This window comes from Bradyrhizobium sp. Ghvi, assembly GCF_900115265.1.
Classification (GTDB): Bacteria; Pseudomonadota; Alphaproteobacteria; order Rhizobiales; family Xanthobacteraceae; genus Bradyrhizobium.
Genome location: NZ_FOVU01000004.1, coordinates 212,473 through 230,054 on the forward strand (window position 1 = coordinate 212,473; position 17,582 = coordinate 230,054).

Genomic DNA, 17,582 nt, shown 5'->3' on the forward strand with positions numbered 1-17,582 from the left:
CCTCAGTACCGGATACGGGGGTCGAGCAGCGTGTAGGCGACGTCGATCAGAAGGTTGACGACGACGTAGATCAGCGAGGTCAGCAGGATCATCGCCTGGATCACCGGATAGTCGCGCGCCAGCACCGCATCCACGGTGAGGCGGCCGATGCCGGGAATGTTGAACACGCTCTCGGTGACGACGACGCCGGAGATCAGCAGCGCAAAGCCGGTGCCGATCACGGTGATCACGGGCACGGCCGCGTTGCGCAGCGCGTGCCGCATCATCACCGCGACCTCGTTGATACCCTTGGCGCGCGCGGTTCGCACATAGTCTTCGCCGAGCACGTCGAGCATCGCCGCGCGCGTCATGCGAGCGATCAGCGCGATATAGATGAAGGAGAGCGCGCAAGTCGGCAGGATGATGCGCTCGAAGAACGGTCCGAAGCCGGCCGAGATGCTTTTGAAGCCCTGCACGGGTAACCAGCGCAGGTCGATCGCAAACACCTCGATCAGGACATAGCCGACCACGAACACCGGCACCGAGAAGCCGAGCACGGAGAGACCCATCACGAAGCGGTCGATCCAGGTGCCGTGCTTCCAGGCCGCAATGACGCCGAGCGGCACGGCGACGATGACGGCGAGAATGATGGTCGACAGCGCGATCGAGATCGACGGCTCGACGCGCTGGCCGATCATCTTCATGACCGGCAGGTTGGAGATCAGCGAGGTCCCGAGGTCTCCGTGCAGCAGCTTGTTCACCCAGGTGATGAACTGGACGATCAAGGGCTCGTTGAGGCCGAGCGAGGTGCGGATGCGCTCCAGCCGTTCCGGCGTCGCATTGTCGCCGGCGAGGATCGCGGCGGGATCGCCCGGCGTCAGCCGCAGCAACAGGAACACGAAGAGGGCGACGACGCCCATCACGGGCACGGCGGCGAAGATTCGGCGAAGGAGATATCCGAGCAAGTTGGATCCGTCAGATGAGAGTCAAATCGGCGGTAGGGGTCATGGCCCGTTCTGCCACCAGCCTAACATTTCAGCAATTCCCGTGCCATCAGGGTCACAGTTTTTGCAGTGCGGCCAGTCGTGATGATGGGGCGTGCTTGCGGCTGTCATTCCGGGGCGCGTCGAAGACGCGAACTATGGTGCGCAATTGCGCACCCGAGAATCTCGAGATTCCGGGTTCGGCCCTTTCGGACCGCCCCGGAATGACGAGCTCAAGTCATTCCAGCGTCGCCAACAGTCCCGCCATCAGGCGACCGCGTTCGACCAGGCTCTCGACCTCGATATACTCTTCAAGCGTGTGGACATTGCCACCGCGCACGCCCAGGCCGTCGAGGGTCGGGATGCCCATCGCGCCGGTGAAGTTGCCGTCGGAGCCGCCGCCGGAACTCGCATGCGGTAATTCCGCGCCGAGAGATTTGGCGATGCCGCGCGCCTTTTCGTAAAGTGCCAGGGTGCCGGCATCCGGCTCCCACACCGGCCGCGTCACGCCGCGCGTGACCTTGAAGGTCACGTCGTTGGTGGTGCCGGAGAGGGCCAGCATTCGCTCGACGCCGCGATCGAGGTCGGCTTGGCGCTTGGCCATGGAGAGCGCTTCGCCCGTCGCCGTCGTGGCGACGCAATTGACCCACTGGCCGCCATGCACGACGCCGACCGAGAAGGTGCAGTCCTCCGTCGTCAGCGCCTCGATCGCGAGAATTTGCCGTGCCATCTCGCGAATGGCCGAGCGCCCGGCCGACAATGTCGCGCCGGCGTGACTCGGCCGTCCCGTCGCTTCCAAATTGAATCGCGCGATGGCGTAACGTCCGGTGGTGACGCCATTGTCGGCGCGGCCGGGCTCGGGCACCAGCACGTATTTGTTCCGCGCCGCTTCCGCCTCGATGATGTCGCGGGTCGAGGGCGTGCCGACTTCCTCGTCGGGCGTGAATAGCACTGTGATGGGCAGAGGCGTAGTGAAGGACGCGCGCGCCAGCTGCCGGATCGCTTCCAGCGAGAGATAGTTGCCGCCTTTCATGTCGCAGACGCCGGGGCCGTAGCATCTGTTGCCCTCGCGCCGCCATTTCAGCTTCTCGATGGTGCCGACGGGGTGGACGGTATCCATATGTCCGGCGATCAGAATGCCCGGCTCGCCTTGTTTGGGATGCGGGAAGCGGGCGCGGATGACACCGCCGAAGCCCTGACGGCCGGCAATGCGCTCGATGGTCGCACCCATGATGGCCATATCCCGCGCTGCGATATCGAGCATGCGGTTGACGGCACCGGCGTCCCAGGTCGGGCTCTCGCATTCTACCCAGGTGCGCAGGCCCTCGAGCATGGTTTCGGAATCGAAGGGAAGATTGGCTGGGTTCATCTTGATGTCTCCCAAGATTCGAAAGATGGAACGCGCATTGCATCAGCGCCGGCAGGACTAGCGGAGAGCGTTGTAGAGCCAAACCGATCGTTGTGGAGCCCGTACGTACGACGCCGTGGGCTGCACCGAAACCGGATTGACGCGCTCAACACTGTCTGCAAGTCTCGAAAGATAAAGGCATTGCATGAGGTTAGTTCGCACAAAGAACGAACCTGATGCTCAACCAATAACCTGCCTTTGAACAGTTTCACGTCAGGAGAAACTTTCTATGTTGAGCTTGATGCGCCGGGGGCGTCGCGCGTTCGCCTCCATACTTGCGCTGTCGGTCGTCGCGCTTTCGACGGCGATGGCCTCGCCGGTGTTTGCGGCCGGCAAGACCATCACCGCGGTGATGCATTCGGATCTGCGCATCATCGATCCGATCTTTACCACCGCCTACATCACGCGTGACCATGGCTACATGGTCTACGATACGCTGATCGCGACGGATGCGAACTTCAAGATCCAGCCGCAGATGGCGGACTGGAAGATCTCCGACGACAAGCTCACCTACACCTTCACGCTGCGCGACGGCCTGAAATGGCATGACGGCACGCCGGTGACGGCGGAGGACTGCGTTGCCTCCTTGAAGCGCTGGGCCGCCGTCGACGGCATGGGCCAGCAGATGATGCAGTTCACTGCGAGCATCGAGGCGACCGATCCAAAAACCATCACGCTGAAGCTGAAGGAGCCCTATGGGCTGGTGCTGGAGTCGATCGGCAAGCCGTCCTCGCGCGTCGCCTTCATGATGCCGAAGCGTCTCGCCGAGACGCCGCCGGACAAGCAGATCCCCGAACAGATCGGCTCCGGCCCGTTCAAGTTCGTCCAGGGCGAATTCCAGCCCGGCGTGAAGGCCGTTTATGTCAAGAACACCGATTACGTGCCGCGCAAGGAGTCGGTGAGCTGGACGGCCGGTGGCAAGGTGGTGAAGGTCGATCGCGTTGAGTGGATCACCATGCCGGATTCGCAGACCGCGGTGAACGCGCTGCAATCGGGCGACATCGACTTCATGGAGAATCCACCCTGGGATCTATTGCCGGTCCTCGAGGGCAATCCCGATCTGAAGGTCGAGACGCTGAACAAGTTCGGCTTCCAGACCCTCGGCCGCATGAACTTCCTGCATCCGCCCTTCGACAATCCGAAGATCCGCCGGGCCGCACTACTGGCGATGAGTCAGAAGGACGTGCTCGATGCGCTCGTCGGCAACCCGAAATACTACAAGGTCTGCGGGGCCTTCTTCATCTGCGACACCCCGTTCGCAACCGACGTCGGATCGGAGACGCTGGTGAAGGGCAACGGCATGGCGGAAGCCAAGAAAGCACTTGCCGAGTCCGGATATGACGGGACCCCGGTTGTGATCATGGCCCCCGGCGACGTCACGACCCTCAAGGCCCAGCCGATCGTCGCCGCCCAGCAACTGCGCGAGGCCGGCTTCAAGGTCGATCTCCAGGCGACCGACTGGCAGACCGTGGTGAGCCGGCGCGCCAGCCAGAAGCCTCCCAAGGAAGGCGGCTGGAATATGTTCTTCACCAACTGGGTCAGCGCCGACGTGTCCAACCCGATCGCGAACCTCTCGGTCGGCGGCCAGGGCAAGAAAGGCGGCTGGTTCGGCTGGGCAGAGGACGCCAAGATCGAGAAGCTCAAGGACGATTTCGTCCGCGCCGCTTCGCTCGACGATCAGAAGAAGATCGCGACCGAGATCCAGAAGGAAGCCTACGACCAGGTGATCTACATCCCGCTCGGCCAGTACCTGGCGCCGAGCGCATGGCGGAAGTCGCTGTCCGGCGTGCTCGACGGTCCGGCGACCCCGGTATTCTGGAACGTCGACAAGTCGGAATAAGACATTTCGGGAGAAGCCAAGGGTGCTTGCGGCACCTTTGCCCGAACAAAACGCGGCGCCGCTGTCATCAGCGGCGCCGCTGTCGTTTGCGGTCCCGTCTTGGCCATCGAGAGCCTTTAACTCTTCCAGTTTCCTATCATTGCTATTTGTTTCTGATCTGAAATAGATGGTTCGCCTTCAGGCGATACTTTCCCACTTTGGTTTGATTCTTGTGCGGCTCGATTTTGCATTCCAGGCGATGGCCGAACGGTCCGATCGCTCGCCGGCGCGCTGGCGCCGTCCGTTCCTGCGCTGGCTCGACGGCGTGGAGGCGGGCTGGGCCGTACCGCTTCTGATCGCCGGCTTCGTTGCGATCTGGACATTGTATCTCGCCGTCGCCTATGCCGGCAGCGGGCTGCATCCCGATACGCTCGAGGCCTGGACGCTGGGGCGAAATTTCGCCCTCGGCTATCCCAAGCATCCGCCGCTGATGGGCTGGATCGCGGCAAGCTGGACCTCCGTCTTCCCGCTCAGCGACTGGTCGCTGCAATTGATGGCGATGGTCAATGCGGGGCTTGCGCTGGTCTTCGTCGATTGCGTCACGCGTCAGTTCGTGACAGGGCACAAGCGAGTCCTTGTGCTGCTGCTCCTGATGCTGACGCCGGCCTATCAATTTCACGCCCAGCGCTTCAACGCCAACTCCGTGCTGCTGGCGGTCTGGCCGCTCGCCACATGGTGTTTCCTGCGCGCGTTCGAGACGCGGTCCGCGTTCTGGGCGGTCGCGCTCGGATGCACCACGGCGCTGGCGATGGTCGGAAAGTATTATTCGATCTTCCTGGTCTCGAGCTTTGCCTTTGCCGCCCTCGCGCACCCGGCGCGGCGCACTTATTTTGCCTCCGCTTCGCCGTGGATCTCGGTCGTCACCGGGCTCGCAGCGCTGTCGCCGCATATCTACTGGCTTGCGACCACGGGCGCCTCGACCTTCACTTACGCACTGAACCACGCCAACGGCAATGCGGTGAGCTCCCTCGGTGACGTGAAGAATTTTCTGCTGGGGTTGGTGGCGGCCAGCAGCGTCGCGGGCGTGATCTGGGTGTTCATCGCAGGCCAGCGGCTCAAACAGGTTCCGGCCGACTTCGCCGCGATGAGCCCCGAGCTTCGACTTCTCTTCTACGTCGCCATCGGTACGATCGCACTGCCGGTGCTGATTTCGCTCGCGATGGGCACGGACCTGCCGTCGCTATGGGCCCTGCAGGGGCTGTTTCTGTTCGTAGTGCTCGTCGTCTGCGGCGCCCGCTACCCGATCGAACGCTTCTACACCGTCAATGCCACGGCCATCGTCATGGGCGTTGGTCTTGTCGCCGTCCTGGTCGCGGCCCCCATCCACGCCGTCCATCGCAACATCCACGGCTATGAAGAGGGGCGGAATTTCTACGTGCAAGCCGCAAGCGAGCTGACCCGACAATGGCACGAGCTGACAGGTGAGCCGCTCGGCGCCGTCAGCGGCGACGATTCGCTCGCTTTCGCCACCGCCTTCTACAGCCCGGATCATCCGCATTATGCGCGTCCGTTCGAGCATCAATATCATTGGGGATTGCCGCGCAAGGCGACGCTCGACCGCGGCTGGGCCGCGCTGTGTTTCGAGGGCCAGGATTATTGCGGCCGCTGGATGGAATGGGTGTCAGCCCGCGCCGGACTTTTTGTCAGGCGGGAATTCACCGTGCAGGCATCGCTCTGGGGCCGACCGGGCGTGAGCCGGAATGTCGTCGTGCTGATGGTGCCGCCGCAGGCGAACGGCGCGCCCAAAAGTGCTGCGCAGGATTTCAGCGCCAACAAGCGCAGTCCGGAGTAGGGGCTTCTCCTCAGCAGTGGCTGTCGCGGATTTGCTCGAGCCCTTCGTTCGCAAAGGGCAAGTTGAAATCGGCGTGCTCGGCGGGCGATGCAGGCCGTTCAGTCTGCTGCGGATCCCGCTCGTGAGCTTCGTCGCGGTGCTGTGGTTCCATTGTGGGCCGCCTCTCGAATTGCTGCAGGACAACATCGAGGGGCTTGCGAAGTTCCTCACACGATCGGGCGATGATGCGGCTTGAACAGCCGGCCTTTCTCCACGACAAGCACGATCGCGAGCGCGGCGAGCGTCGACAGGAAGAAGCCGACCGAGAACGGCAGCAGCGTGCCGTCAAAACTCTGACCGATCATGGTGCCGACCACGATGCCGATCAGCGTCGTGATCGAGCCGTAGAGCGAGGAGGCGGTGCCGGCGATGTGACCCTGCGGCTCCATCGCGAGCGCGGTGAAATTGGCGACCATCATGCCGAACGAGAACATCATCAGCGCCGACAGCACCATGAACAGCGGGAGCGGCAGCACGCCGAGGATCTCGGTCAGCAGCATCACGCCGGCGACGAGCGCATAGAGCGTCAGCGCGCCGTGCGAGATGACGCGCATGCCGAGCCGTCCCACCAGCTTCGCGTTGAGGAAGCCGGCGATGGCCGTGCCGGCCGCGATCGCGGCGAAGGCGAGCGGGAAGTAATGGCCGAGATGATAGATGCCGGTGAACACCTGCTGGGCCGAGAACACAAAAGCGAAGAGCGCACCTAGAACGGCGCCGGCGGCCGTCGCATAGCCTAGGGTCTGGCGGTTGGTGACGGTCTGGCGGAAGGCCGAGAGCACGTCGGCCGGCGCGAGCGACCTGCGTTCGGACTCGGCAAGCGTTTCAGGCAGTCGCAGCACGCTCCAAGCCAGCGCAAGCACGCCGTAGAGCATCAGCACGACGAAGATGCCGCGCCATTGCGTGACCAGCAGCACGGCCTGTCCGAACGAGGGTGCGATCACGGGCACCGCGATGAAGATCATCATGGCCAGCGACATCACGCTCGCCATGCGGCGGCCTGCATAACAGTCCCGCACGATCGAGGTCGCGATGACGCGCGTCGCCGAGGTGCCGAGGCCCTGGAGCGCGCGGGCGAGCAGCAGCGTCTCGAACGAGGGGGCAGCGATCGCCAGCACGCCCGCCACCGCATAGACCGCCATGCCGCCGAGCAGCACCGGCCGGCGTCCGAACCGGTCCGACAACGGGCCCATGATGAACTGGCCCGCGCCGAAGCCGATCAGGAATGTCGACAGCACGAGTTGAAGATGGTTCGCGTTGGGAATGCTGAAGGCCCGCCCGATGTCTGGCAGCGCCGGCAGCATCATGTCCATCGCGAGCGGGTTCAGCGCCATGATGGAAGCGATCACGACAACGAATTCGGGAAAACCCATGGGGCGGTGTCCCGAGGACACCCAGTCGTCGGCATTGACGTCGGACAAGGAGCTTACCTCTGATTCCAGAGGTGGTATCTAACGCCCATGCTGCATCGCACAACCCATGTTTCGGGATGGCTGGCAGGCGAAGGACCAGCCTTGCGGCGCCGGCTTCATGGGCGGTTCGCTTTCTTCCGCGTCGGTCGGAAACCGAGGATTCACCATAAGATCGGGGGCGCCACACCGGAGAGATGAATCCGCAACCCATCTTGTCCAGTGTGGCCTGACCGGAGGCCGGTCAGGCGCCCTGCGGGAACCCAAGGCACAGGCAGGATCGGACGTGTCGGACATCACGGAGACAGCACGGTGGACGGAACCCTCGGCGGACATCACCGGCAAGCGGAACGTTTGGCTCGCCAGCCTGATCGCGCTGGTGGCATTCCTGGTGTTCGCCAATCTCGCCAACGATGCCGCGCTCGATACCCGATACGGCTGGGACGTTCGCGTCAATTGCGCAGCGGTCGATGCGCATGCTGACGGGCTCGATCCCTATTTCGTGAAGAATCTGAAGGGCACCAAGCTCTCGTATCCCTATCTGCCGGTGACGCTCGATGCCTTCCGTCCGCTATGTGCGGGCGGCTTTCTCGTCCATCATCATCGCGGCGTGTTTCTCATCCTTGCCATGCTCTGCAGCCTGTTGCTGCCGGGGATCGGCCGGACGCGCGGCTTGCGCGACGTGGGCTTGAAGGGACTCACCGTGTTCGGTGCGTTCGTCGGCTTCGAATGGGTGTTGGCATCGGGCAATTTCGCAATTCTCGGCGCCGCGCTGACTGCCGCAGCACTTGCCCTTCTGCTTCGTGCCACTGAGTCCGACGATCTCCATGACATCTCCCGGGTGGCGGGGGCGGCGCTCCTCGGCCTCGTGATGTCGTTCAAGCTGGTATTCTGTCCGGTGCTGGCCGCACTCTATTTTCTGCCGCTGCCTCGGCGGCGGAAGCTTGTCCTGACGAGCGTGGCGGGTCTCGGCTTCGCGCTGCCGATTCTGGTCTCGATTGTCTTCTATCCGAACCTGTTCTCGAGCTGGTTGCTCGCGATCACGGGAGGGATCCCCGGCCAGCATTCGGTCCAGCTCGAGGAAATCAATCCATCGCTGCTGCTGCTGGCGCAAAGCATCGTGGATCGTATCGGTGTTGCCGATAGCAAGCCGCTTGTGTTTGCGATCTACGCGCTGGCGGCGACCGCCTTCGTGCTCGCGCCGCTCGGCTTTGCGCTGCTGCGCGCGATCCGCAACACGACGGGATCGCTGCCGGCGCGTCTCGACCGCTGGCTGATCGATCATCCGCAGGCCGCGATGCGGTTCACGGTGCTCGCGATGTCAGGCCTTTATCTCTGTTCGCCGCGCCTCAAGGAATATGCCTTCCTGGAGCTTGCAGTCTACTTCGCGGTCCTGATCGTCGATCTCCCGGCCGCGGCGCTCGCCGCCGTGCTGACCGTCGGCATTGCCGTTCCGACGCTGGTCTCGATCACGGGGATGTCGATCGAAGGCAGTTTCGTCCAGGTGGCGGCCGCGCTCGTCTGCTTCTGGATCATGTTGTGGACGTGGTCGTCGGCGTCGGTGGTGCGGGCAGCCGGGGTCGAACCGGCACAGCGCTTGCGCACCGAGGGATTTTAAGTCCCTTGCGTCTACCAATTCCGCCATGCCCGCTTGATCCAACGAGATCAAACACTTAAGTCCCGTCCGGCGGTCTGGAACTGGCGCTTCCGGCCGGACAGGGGTTTCTTCCTTAAGCGAGCCGGCGGCACAAGGCAAAGCCTCAATCCGGACACCTGGCCCTGCTTTAGGCATTCTCAATTCAGGGGGACTATTTTTCTGCCCATGCCCGCTTCGCTTTCCCTTTCCCTGCGCGCCTGTTGCGCGGTTGCCGCGCTGGGCGCGGCCGGCTTCGCGCTGTCCGGCTGCACCAGCATGAGCGAGACGGTCGCGCCGGCCTTTGCCGATCCTGCCAAATACGAATTGTACGACTGCAAGCAGCTGGAGACCGAGCGCAAGTCGCTCGCCGCGCGCACCGCGGATCTGCAGAGGCTGATGGACAAGGCCGAGACCGGAGCCGGCGGCGCCGTCGTGTCCGAGCTCGCCTATCGCAACGATTACGTCGCCGTCCGCGGCTCGGCCCAGCTGGCGGAAGATGCCTGGCGCCGCAACCGGTGCCGGGAGACGCCGCCTGAGGCGAAGCCGGCGGCGATCACGCCGCAGCGGCCGGACATCAAGCCCGCGCCGAAACGCTGAAGGCCGCGACGTCAGGGACGCCAGCCGTAGATCCAGTCCTGCCGCGCCAGCATGCGCTGCGGGCCCAGCGCGCGGATCGTCAGATCGCGCGCGATCGCGAGCGGGCCGGCCAGATGGTAGATGCGGCCCTGCTGCCGCGCGGTCCGCTGCACTTTCCTGACGCGGGCCTGACGCATCAGGCCATATTGCTTCAGCGCCGCCGCGATGCTGCCTGCGTCCTCAGCGGCCTCCAGGCTCAGGTGCTGCGCCAGCACGGCGGCATCCTCGATCGCCATGCCGGCGCCTTGGGCGGCGAACGGCAGCATGGCGTGCACGGCATCGCCGAGCAGCGCGATCGGACCCTTGCTCCAGGGGCAGCCGTCGGGCACGCCGAACAGCGCCCATTTGCGCCAGCTGTCCACGGTGGCCAGCATCATCCGCGCGGTCGGTGGCCAGCGCGGCGGGGCGAAGGCCTCCATCACCTCGGCGGGATCGCCTGATGTGCTCCAGCCCGGCCTGTTCCAGCTGCCCGGCAACACCGCCACGACATTGATCTGGCGGCCGCCCGCGATCGGATAGGCGACGAGATGGGCGTTTGGGCCCATCCAGAGCTGCACCCGCCGCGCGGTGTACTCCCTTGGCAGTTGGTTGGCATCGAGCGTGCCGCGCCAGGCGATCAGGCCGGAGAAGCGCGGTTGCACCTCGGGGAACAGCTGCTGGCGGACCGTCGACCAGACGCCATCGGCGCCGATCAGCGCGCTGGCGAGGTCGCTGCGCCGGATCGTGCCGCTGCGATGGACCACCGTCAGTCCCTTGGCGTGTGGCGCGACATCCTCGAAGGTCGCCCCCAACTTCAAATCGATATCGGGATGGTCTGCGACCGCATCGGCGAGTGCGGATTGCAGGTCGGCGCGATGCACCACCCAATAGGGGGCACCGGCGCGTGCGGACGCCGCCTCGCCGAGCGGCATGCGCAGTAATTCGCCGCCGACCCGCGCGCTCATGATCGAGACTGCTTCCGGAACGACGGCGCGCAGCTTGAGCCGCTCAGTGAGGCCGAGCTCGACCAGCACGCGGCTCGCATTGGGGGAGAGTTGCAGGCCCGCGCCGACTTCCTCGAGCCGCTCGGCCTTTTCCAGCACGACGATACGGAAACCGCGCTGCGCCAGCGCAAGCGCAGCCGTCAGTCCTCCGATTCCGGCACCGGCAATGACGATCGTGCGCGGGAGGGCCACCCCTGACCGAAGGGAACGGTCAGGCCACCTTGTCCTTCAAGACGCATTCCGGCGGACGGGCCTCGCCCGCCTTCAAATCGGCGGCGAAGCGGTACAGCGTCGAGCAGTACGGGCAGATGATCTCGTTGTCGTTGCCGAGATCCAGGAAGACGTGGGGATGATCGAACGGAGGATTGGCGCCGACGCACATGAACTCTTGCGAGCCGATCTCGATGACGGGAACACCGGCATCGTTATGGAAGTGCGGGACGACATGGTCGGACATCGTAGTTCATCCTGGAGTGGCAATGGCGGCAGACACAATCAGCAGTGACGCGGCATAATTTCGACGCGCGGACCATACTGATGGGTGCTTGTGATTGCTAGCCCGCCGGAACCGAAAGGTTCGCAATTGCCCCATGCTCATTTGCTCATGCAAATTCGACACAATCTTGTCGCCTCAGAGAAGCCCTTCTTTCGTCGAGGACGTTGTGTCGCAATTTTGGCATACTATGTCTGTGGACGCGCAAACTTGCGACGAAAGACGAACCATCGAGCGCAAATGATTCTGCGAATGTCCAGGCTTTCAGCATGAAGTGGCTGCGAATCAGCTCTGCTTTGGCAGGAATTGCTGCATGCAGCCTTTTGCTCGCGCAGGTAGCGCCGCATGCCCGGGAGGCCGGCGCTGTCCTTGCCGCGCAGGACGATCCGGCGGCCCTGTCCGAGCTCGAGCTCGATGCGGCTCTCGCCAGAGACGAGCACCTGGTTCAGGACAATATCGAAGCCGCGCTCAAGGCCGGCGATGCCGATCTCGCCGACAGCTTCGTCGCGCTTGCGCGTGACCGCAACATCGCGCTGCCCGACGATCTGCTGAGCCGGGTCGGCGATGCAGTCAAATCAGAGAATTCCACCTCGCATTTCGCCAAGCGCTTTGCCACCGGGCTCGTTACCGGCAATGCGGACGATGTCGCGAGCCTCTCCGGAACCGTCGCCGGAGATCTCTTTGTGATCGGCGATATCAGGGACGTCGTGCGCGAGGGCAAGCATCTCGCCATGGGCGAGGACACCGATCGCCTCGTGCTCGGTCTCGCAACCGCGGGCCTCGCGGTGACAGCGGTGACCTATATGTCCGCAGGCGGCGCGGCGCCGGTCCGTGCCGGGCTGACGCTGGTGAAGGATGCCCGCAAGGTCGGGCGGCTCGGCGAAGGCCTTGCCGCGTGGGCCGGCCGGTCTGCGCGTGAAGTGGTCGACACGCCGATGCTTCAGAACGCGGTTGCCAAGGGCTCGGTGTTGCGGCCGGGCGAGACCGTGAGCGCGATCAAGGCCGCATTCCGCGTCGAGAAGGCCGGTGCGCTGGTCCGGCTCGGCAAGGACGTCACGCGCGTCGCCGAGAAATCAGGCACGCGCGGCGCGATGGATAGCTTGCGCATCGCCGAGGGCCCGAAGGATGTCGCGCGCGCGGCCCGGCTTGCCGAAGCGCAAGGCGGCAAGACGCGCGCGATCATGAAGCTGCTCGGCCGCGGCGCATTGCTGCTGGTCGGCGGCGCGTTCGATCTCACGCTGTGGCTGTTCGGTGCGGCACTGACGCTGTTCGGCCTGTTGTCTTCGATCAAGGCGACCACCGAGCGTCTGACCCAGGCCTGGTGCGATCGCAAACGGGCCCGGCGCCTTCGCCGGGCGCAGTTGGCTGCAGAAGCCGCGCTGGCAAACACGGCCGCCACGGCCTAAAATCAATCTTCCCTCAAATCTACGGAACTGCTGATGCCGAGCTTTCACAACGGCGCCGTTGAAGTGGCCTATCTCGACGAAGGCGAGGGCGATCCGGTCATCCTGGTGCACGGCTTTGCCTCGAGCAAGAACGTGAACTGGGTCTATCCGACCTGGGTCTCGGAGCTGCGCAAGAATGGCCGCCGCGTCATTGCGCTGGACAATCGCGGCCATGGCGAAAGCGCAAAACTCTACGAGCCCGCGCAATACTCGATTCCGACCATGGCCGGCGACGTGCTCGCGCTGATGGATCATCTCGCCATCCCGCAGGCGGACATCATGGGCTATTCGATGGGCGGGCGGATGGCGGCCTGGCTCGGCCTCAACGAGCCGCAGCGCCTGCGCTCGGCGATCCTCGGCGGCATCGGCATCGGCGGCTTGATCGAGGGCACCGGACCCGGCGAGAACGTGGCGAAAGCACTGGAAGCGCCCTCGCTCGACGACGTCACCGATCCCGTTGGCCGCACGTTTCGTGCCTTCGCCGATCAGACCCGCTCGGATCGGCGCGCGCTTGCAGCCTGCCTGCGCGGCACGCGCGATCTGATGACGAAGGAAGAGGCCGCGCGCATCGAGGTGCCCGTGCTGATCGCGGTCGGCTCGGCCGACGACGTCGCCGGCTCGGCCAGCGCGTTAGGTGCGATCATCCCGGGCTCGGAAGTGCTCGACATTCCCGGTCGCGACCACATGCGCGCCGTCGGCGACAAGGTCTACAAAACGGGCGTGCTCGACTTCCTGTCACGCCGGGGGTGAGAGCTCGTCAGCCGTTTCGTCGTCGCCGGCCGAGCGAAACATCGCCATCAGTACCACGAAGGTCGCAACCCACACCATGCGCGCGCCGTAGCGGTCGTGCGGCCCCGAGATCACGCCGCAGATGAAGGCGTTGCCGAGCAGAGCCAGCGTCACCGTCGCCGCCAGCAGCGTCAGGTCGTCGAGCCTGCGATTGGCGAGCGCATGCCCGAGCAGCGCGACCAGCGCCAGCATCGAGACAAGCGCGACCGGGACGTGCAGCCAGTTGACGTAGTCGAAATTGAGACCCCAATGTTGCTGGCGCGCGGCGCGCATCGGCGCCACTTGTGCGGGGATGTAGCGTTCGATGATGCCGTAGGTGTGCGGAATCCAGACGCTCGAGCCTTCGCCGGTCGCGACATCACGCAATTGCTGGCCCATCGCCCGCAGCGCCGCGCCGGCCTGCCACGCAGGATAGTCGGCGAGCGAATGCACGACGATGTAGCCCATCTCGTCATTGAGCCCCTCGAAGCGGCCGAGCGTGTTGAACATGCTCTTGCCCCACAGGAATTCGTCCGCGGTCGCGGGCAGCTCATTGCGATAGGGGCAGAGTTTGAAGTTCTCGTGGGGGCAGTGGTCATTCAGAAAACGTGCGACGATGCCGTCCTGCATCATGCGGCCGAAAGCGACGCCGTAGCCGCCGGGTGTCCAGGCCCATTTGCCCGATAACGCGTGGTCGGCCGAGATCAGCATCAGGGCGCCCACGACGATCGTGAGGCTGGCCTGGGCGAGCCCGGCGATCGGAAGGCGAGGCCGAAGGAACGGGCGCATGGTCCAGCCGACGACGCAGAGCCCGAGCAGCACGCCGAACGTGGCGCTGTGGGTCGCGGCGGAGAAGGCGGTGAAGACGAACAGCGAGGCCCTCTCCAGCCCCGAGATACGGTTGCCGCCGACAACAAGGAGAAACAGCGACAGCACCGACAGCCCGGCGAAGATGTCCGTCAGCAGCATGCTCGCGAGCCAGGGCAGGGCAGTCGCCAGGATCAGCACCAGGGTGATCGCGACGAAGCGAAAGGTCTGCATCATCGAGAGCACGCGCAGCGTCAGTTGCAAGAGCCACAGCGTTGTCAGCGACTGAACCGCGAGGTTGATCCAGAAGCCGAAGCCTTCGCCATAGTGCAGGTAGATGCCGAACACGGTGGAGCGGCTGGGGACGAGATAGCCCTCGTACCAGCGCGCCAGATAGCCGCCGGTATCCCATTGCAACAGCGGATAGCCATTCCAGAACGCGGGCGCGATCATGAGGAGAGGCAGCGCCACCGCCGCCAGCCGCAGCCAAAACGTAGGCGCGGCGCGCGCGCGCAATTGATCGGTGGTGATGCTCAAAACCGCTCCGTTCTCGTGCGGACCATGCCCGCAATATTGGTTGCGACGAAATTCACCAATAGTTTGACCCCGCCCGGCTTGAATTTGGCGAGACTCTGACCATTTTGAGCCGACCTTGCTGTCTGGGGTGCCAGAAGAACCTGTTGTGTTTCAATGTGTTGGCAGGCTTCCGCGCGGCAAGGCGCTGTTCACTCTCAGGCAAGCCCGTCAGGACTTTGTCGCCTACACTGTGCTATAGAGCGTTTTCGAGCGAAGTGGACCAACGCGACAAAACAAAAAACCCAGACAAACAAAACCAGCCAATTCGAAAGAGCAACCCCATGGCAGTGCATCAGGTCAATCCGGGAGGAAAGCTCGCAACGCTCGATCCGATCTGGGACCGGATTCGCGGCGAAGCCGAGGACATCGTCCACCGCGAGCCGGAGCTTGCGACCTTCATCTATTCGACGGTGCTGCATCACAGCCGCCTCGAAGATTCGGTGATCCACCGCGTCGCCGACCGGCTCGATCACTCGGCGCTCTCGGGCGATCTGGTGCGGCAGACCTATGACGAGGCGCTGCGCGACGATCCTGATTTGGGCAACGCCTTCCGCGCCGATCTCGTCGCCGTCTACGATCGCGATCCCGCGACCTCGCGCTTCATCGATCCCTTGCTCTACTTCAAGGGCTTTCACGCCATCCAGACCCATCGGCTCGCGCATTGGCTCTACCTCAAGGGCCGCAAGGATTTCGCTTATTATCTCCAGAGCCGTGCCTCCGCGGTGTTCCAGACCGACATCAATCCCGCCGCGCGCATCGGCCGCGGCATCTTCCTCGACCACGCCACCGGCTTTGTCTGCGGCGAGACCGCGGTCATCGAGGACGACGTCTCGATCCTGCACGGCGTCACGCTCGGCGGCACCGGCAAGGAGAATGAGGACCGCCATCCGAAGATTCGTCATGGCGTGCTGATCGGCGCCGGCGCCAAGATTCTCGGCAATATCGAGATCGGCCATTGCGCGCGCATCGCTGCCGGCTCGGTCGTGGTCAAACCCGTACCGCATAATGTCACCGTCGCGGGCGTGCCGGCCAAGATCGTGGGCGAGGCCGGCTGTGCTGAGCCCTCGCGCACCATGGACCAGATGATCAACGCGATGGGACTTTGAGCTCGCGCGTTCAAGGGCCGGATTTTCGGGCCCTTGTCGTCCCCAAATTCTTTGGCAATTCATGCTGGCGGTTCGTCGCGTCTCGTCCTAAAACCCGCCGACCAAATTTCGATCGGAGACTTGCCGTGGACGTCAAAGAAGTCAGAAAGCTCGACGCGTACCTGAAGCGCGTATTCGGCAATCCCAAGATCCGCGTCGTGCCGCGGCCGAAGAAGGACGATTCCGCCGAGGTCTATATCGGCGAGGAGTTCATCGGCGTGCTGTTCGTCGACGACGAGGATGATGATCGCTCGTTCCAGTTCCAGATGGCGATCCTCGAGGACGATCTGGTCGATCAGGAATAGTTCGCTGACTCGATGACGCGGAACTCCCGACGTCATCCTTTTGTGATTGAGCGGCGGTGCAATCGATCGCCGCGACTCCCATATCCCGATCATGAAGACTGTGCTGATCTCCGGGGCGGGGATCGCAGGGCCGACCTTGGCCTATTGGCTCGAGCGCGCCGGTTACGCGCCGACGCTGGTCGAGCGCGCGCCCGCGCTCCGTCGCGGCGGCTATGTCATCGATTTCTGGGGACTGGGTTACGACATCGCCGAACGCATGGGGCTGCTGCCGGCGATTGACCGTGCCGGCTACCATGTGCGCGAACTGCGCATCGTCGACGATGACGGACGGCGGGTTGCCGGTTTCGGCACGCGCGTGTTCGACGAGCTCACGGGCAGCCGTTTCATCACGCTGGTGCGGAGCGATCTGTCGCGCCTGCTTTACGAGGCAATGAGCGATTCCACCGAAGTCATCTTCGACGACGAGATCGTCGCGCTCGAGGAGCAGACCGAGCACGTCGAGGTTCACTTGCGGCGTGGTGGAGCGCGCTGCTTCGATCTCGTGGTCGGGGCCGACGGCCTGCATTCACAGGTGCGGCGTCTTGCTTTCGGTCCGCAATCGGCTTTCGAACGTCATCTCGGCTACGGTGTCGCCGCGTTCGAGGTTCACGGTTACGACCGGCGCGATGAGAATACGTATCTCATGCACACCGAGCCGGGCCGCATGATCGGACGCTTTGCCCTGCATGGCGGCCGAACGCTGTTCGTTTTCATCTTCGCCGACGACGCCGGCCGATGGCCCGCAACGCTAGCCGATCAGAAGTCAAGGCTGCGCGACATCTATCGCGGCGCGCGATGGGAGTGGCCACAGATCGCCGATGCGCTCGATTGCTGCGACGATCTCTATTTCGACCGCGTCAGCCAGATCAAGATGGACCGTTGGTCAAAGGGCCGCATCGCCCTGATTGGCGATGCGGCCTTCTGCGTGTCGCTGGTGGCCGGGCAGGGCTCGGCGTTGGCCATGATCTCAGCCTATGTGCTTGCGGGTGAACTCGCCCGTGCTGCCGGGCGCTACCGGGACGCCTTCAACGCCTACGAGGCGCGCCTTCGGAGCTATATCGACGCCAAGCAGCGCGGCGCGGAGCGCTTTGCCGCGGCCTTCGCGCCGAGGACCTCGTATGGTCTTTGGTTTCGAAATCAGGTCGTCAGGGCCTTCTCATGGCCGGGCGCAGCAAAACTCATGGTCGGTCGTGACATCACGGACAGGCTGGACCTGCCGGACTATCGCTGGGACGGGTGCGACACGGCGAGCACCTGAGCTGG

The 17,582-nt window shown here is 64.1% G+C and carries 17 protein-coding genes and 1 tRNA gene; 9 read left to right on the top strand and 9 right to left on the bottom strand.

Annotation, left to right across the window (positions count from 1 at the left end; genetic code table 11):
• Positions 1-2 precede the first annotated feature (2 nt).
• Positions 3-944: an ABC transporter permease gene (locus BM374_RS16410; protein ID WP_177248352.1), complete on the bottom strand. Its 942-nt coding sequence runs from the start codon at positions 942-944 to the stop codon at positions 3-5.
• A 256-nt stretch (positions 945-1,200) separates the two neighbouring features.
• Positions 1,201-2,331: a M20/M25/M40 family metallo-hydrolase gene (locus tag BM374_RS16415; RefSeq protein WP_092294936.1), complete on the bottom strand. Its 1,131-nt coding sequence runs from the start codon at positions 2,329-2,331 to the stop codon at positions 1,201-1,203.
• Between the two features lie 268 nt (positions 2,332-2,599).
• On the opposite strand from BM374_RS16415, the gene BM374_RS16420 reads away from it, so the two are divergent.
• The 3 genes from BM374_RS16420 to BM374_RS38600 all read left to right on the top strand — a co-directional run bounded on the left by BM374_RS16420 (position 2,600) and on the right by BM374_RS38600 (position 6,276).
• Positions 2,600-4,210 (top strand): ABC transporter substrate-binding protein, encoded by a 1,611-nt coding sequence (locus BM374_RS16420; RefSeq protein ID WP_092293931.1) that lies wholly within the window; start codon positions 2,600-2,602, stop codon positions 4,208-4,210.
• A 238-nt stretch (positions 4,211-4,448) separates the two neighbouring features.
• Positions 4,449-6,041 carry a glycosyltransferase family 39 protein gene (locus BM374_RS16425; protein ID WP_244552611.1) on the top strand — a complete coding sequence of 531 codons (1,593 nt, stop codon included), beginning with the start codon at positions 4,449-4,451 and terminating at the stop codon, positions 6,039-6,041.
• A 16-nt stretch (positions 6,042-6,057) separates the two neighbouring features.
• Positions 6,058-6,276 carry a hypothetical protein gene (locus BM374_RS38600; RefSeq protein ID WP_177248353.1) on the top strand — a complete coding sequence of 73 codons (219 nt, stop codon included), beginning with the start codon at positions 6,058-6,060 and terminating at the stop codon, positions 6,274-6,276.
• Here BM374_RS38600 and BM374_RS16430 read toward each other — a convergent pair.
• The 4 genes from BM374_RS16430 to BM374_RS16440 form a co-directional block, all read right to left on the bottom strand.
• Positions 6,248-7,498 carry a multidrug effflux MFS transporter gene (locus BM374_RS16430; RefSeq protein WP_092293935.1) on the bottom strand — a complete coding sequence of 417 codons (1,251 nt, stop codon included), beginning with the start codon at positions 7,496-7,498 and terminating at the stop codon, positions 6,248-6,250. The two genes, BM374_RS38600 and BM374_RS16430, sit on opposite strands and share 29 nt — an antisense overlap.
• A gap of 559 nt (positions 7,499-8,057) precedes the next feature.
• Complete coding sequence (locus BM374_RS38605) at positions 8,058-8,771, bottom strand: hypothetical protein (RefSeq protein WP_177248354.1); 714 nt, start codon at positions 8,769-8,771, stop codon at positions 8,058-8,060.
• A gap of 95 nt (positions 8,772-8,866) precedes the next feature.
• Positions 8,867-9,091: a hypothetical protein gene (locus tag BM374_RS38610; RefSeq protein ID WP_177248355.1), complete on the bottom strand. Its 225-nt coding sequence runs from the start codon at positions 9,089-9,091 to the stop codon at positions 8,867-8,869.
• Positions 9,049-9,137 (bottom strand) — tRNA-Leu (locus BM374_RS16440). Before BM374_RS16440 ends, BM374_RS38610 begins: the two co-directional genes overlap by 43 nt.
• 171 nt (positions 9,138-9,308) lie before the next feature.
• Here BM374_RS16440 and BM374_RS16445 point away from each other — a divergent pair.
• On the top strand, positions 9,309-9,719 hold the full coding sequence (locus tag BM374_RS16445; protein WP_092293937.1) for a twin-arginine translocation pathway signal: 411 nt from the start codon (positions 9,309-9,311) through the stop codon (positions 9,717-9,719).
• An 11-nt stretch (positions 9,720-9,730) separates the two neighbouring features.
• Here BM374_RS16445 and BM374_RS16450 read toward each other — a convergent pair whose 3' ends face one another.
• Together BM374_RS16450 and BM374_RS16455 are read right to left on the bottom strand one after the other, a co-directional pair.
• The gene (locus BM374_RS16450; RefSeq protein ID WP_092293939.1) at positions 9,731-10,933 is read right to left on the bottom strand and encodes an FAD-dependent monooxygenase; all 1,203 of its coding nucleotides are present in this window, start codon (positions 10,931-10,933) and stop codon (positions 9,731-9,733) included.
• A 19-nt stretch (positions 10,934-10,952) separates the two neighbouring features.
• On the bottom strand, positions 10,953-11,198 hold the full coding sequence (locus BM374_RS16455) for a zinc-finger domain-containing protein (protein ID WP_007602543.1): 246 nt from the start codon (positions 11,196-11,198) through the stop codon (positions 10,953-10,955).
• Between the two features lie 305 nt (positions 11,199-11,503).
• Between BM374_RS16455 and BM374_RS16460 the strand changes: the two genes are divergently transcribed.
• Together BM374_RS16460 and BM374_RS16465 are read left to right on the top strand one after the other, a co-directional pair.
• Positions 11,504-12,640, top strand: a complete 1,137-nt coding sequence (locus BM374_RS16460; protein WP_092293941.1) for a hypothetical protein — start codon at positions 11,504-11,506, stop codon at positions 12,638-12,640.
• A gap of 33 nt (positions 12,641-12,673) precedes the next feature.
• Positions 12,674-13,429, top strand: coding sequence for an alpha/beta fold hydrolase (locus BM374_RS16465; RefSeq protein ID WP_092293943.1), 756 nt, complete (start codon positions 12,674-12,676; stop codon positions 13,427-13,429).
• Here the strand turns inward: BM374_RS16465 and BM374_RS16470 are convergent.
• Positions 13,415-14,791 carry a hypothetical protein gene (locus BM374_RS16470; protein WP_177248356.1) on the bottom strand — a complete coding sequence of 459 codons (1,377 nt, stop codon included), beginning with the start codon at positions 14,789-14,791 and terminating at the stop codon, positions 13,415-13,417. The genes BM374_RS16465 and BM374_RS16470 overlap by 15 nt on opposite strands.
• 320 nt (positions 14,792-15,111) lie before the next feature.
• On the opposite strand from BM374_RS16470, the gene cysE reads away from it, so the two are divergent.
• From cysE to BM374_RS16485, 3 genes are all read left to right on the top strand, one after another.
• A complete protein-coding gene (gene cysE, locus BM374_RS16475) occupies positions 15,112-15,936 on the top strand; it encodes a serine O-acetyltransferase (RefSeq protein ID WP_092293945.1) in 825 nt (274 codons plus the stop codon).
• A gap of 125 nt (positions 15,937-16,061) precedes the next feature.
• Entirely contained in the window at positions 16,062-16,280 is a 219-nt protein-coding gene (locus tag BM374_RS16480) for a DUF3126 family protein (protein ID WP_007602550.1), read from the top strand.
• Between the two features lie 91 nt (positions 16,281-16,371).
• Positions 16,372-17,577: an FAD-binding domain gene (locus BM374_RS16485; RefSeq protein ID WP_092294940.1), complete on the top strand. Its 1,206-nt coding sequence runs from the start codon at positions 16,372-16,374 to the stop codon at positions 17,575-17,577.
• Positions 17,578-17,582 lie beyond the last annotated feature (5 nt).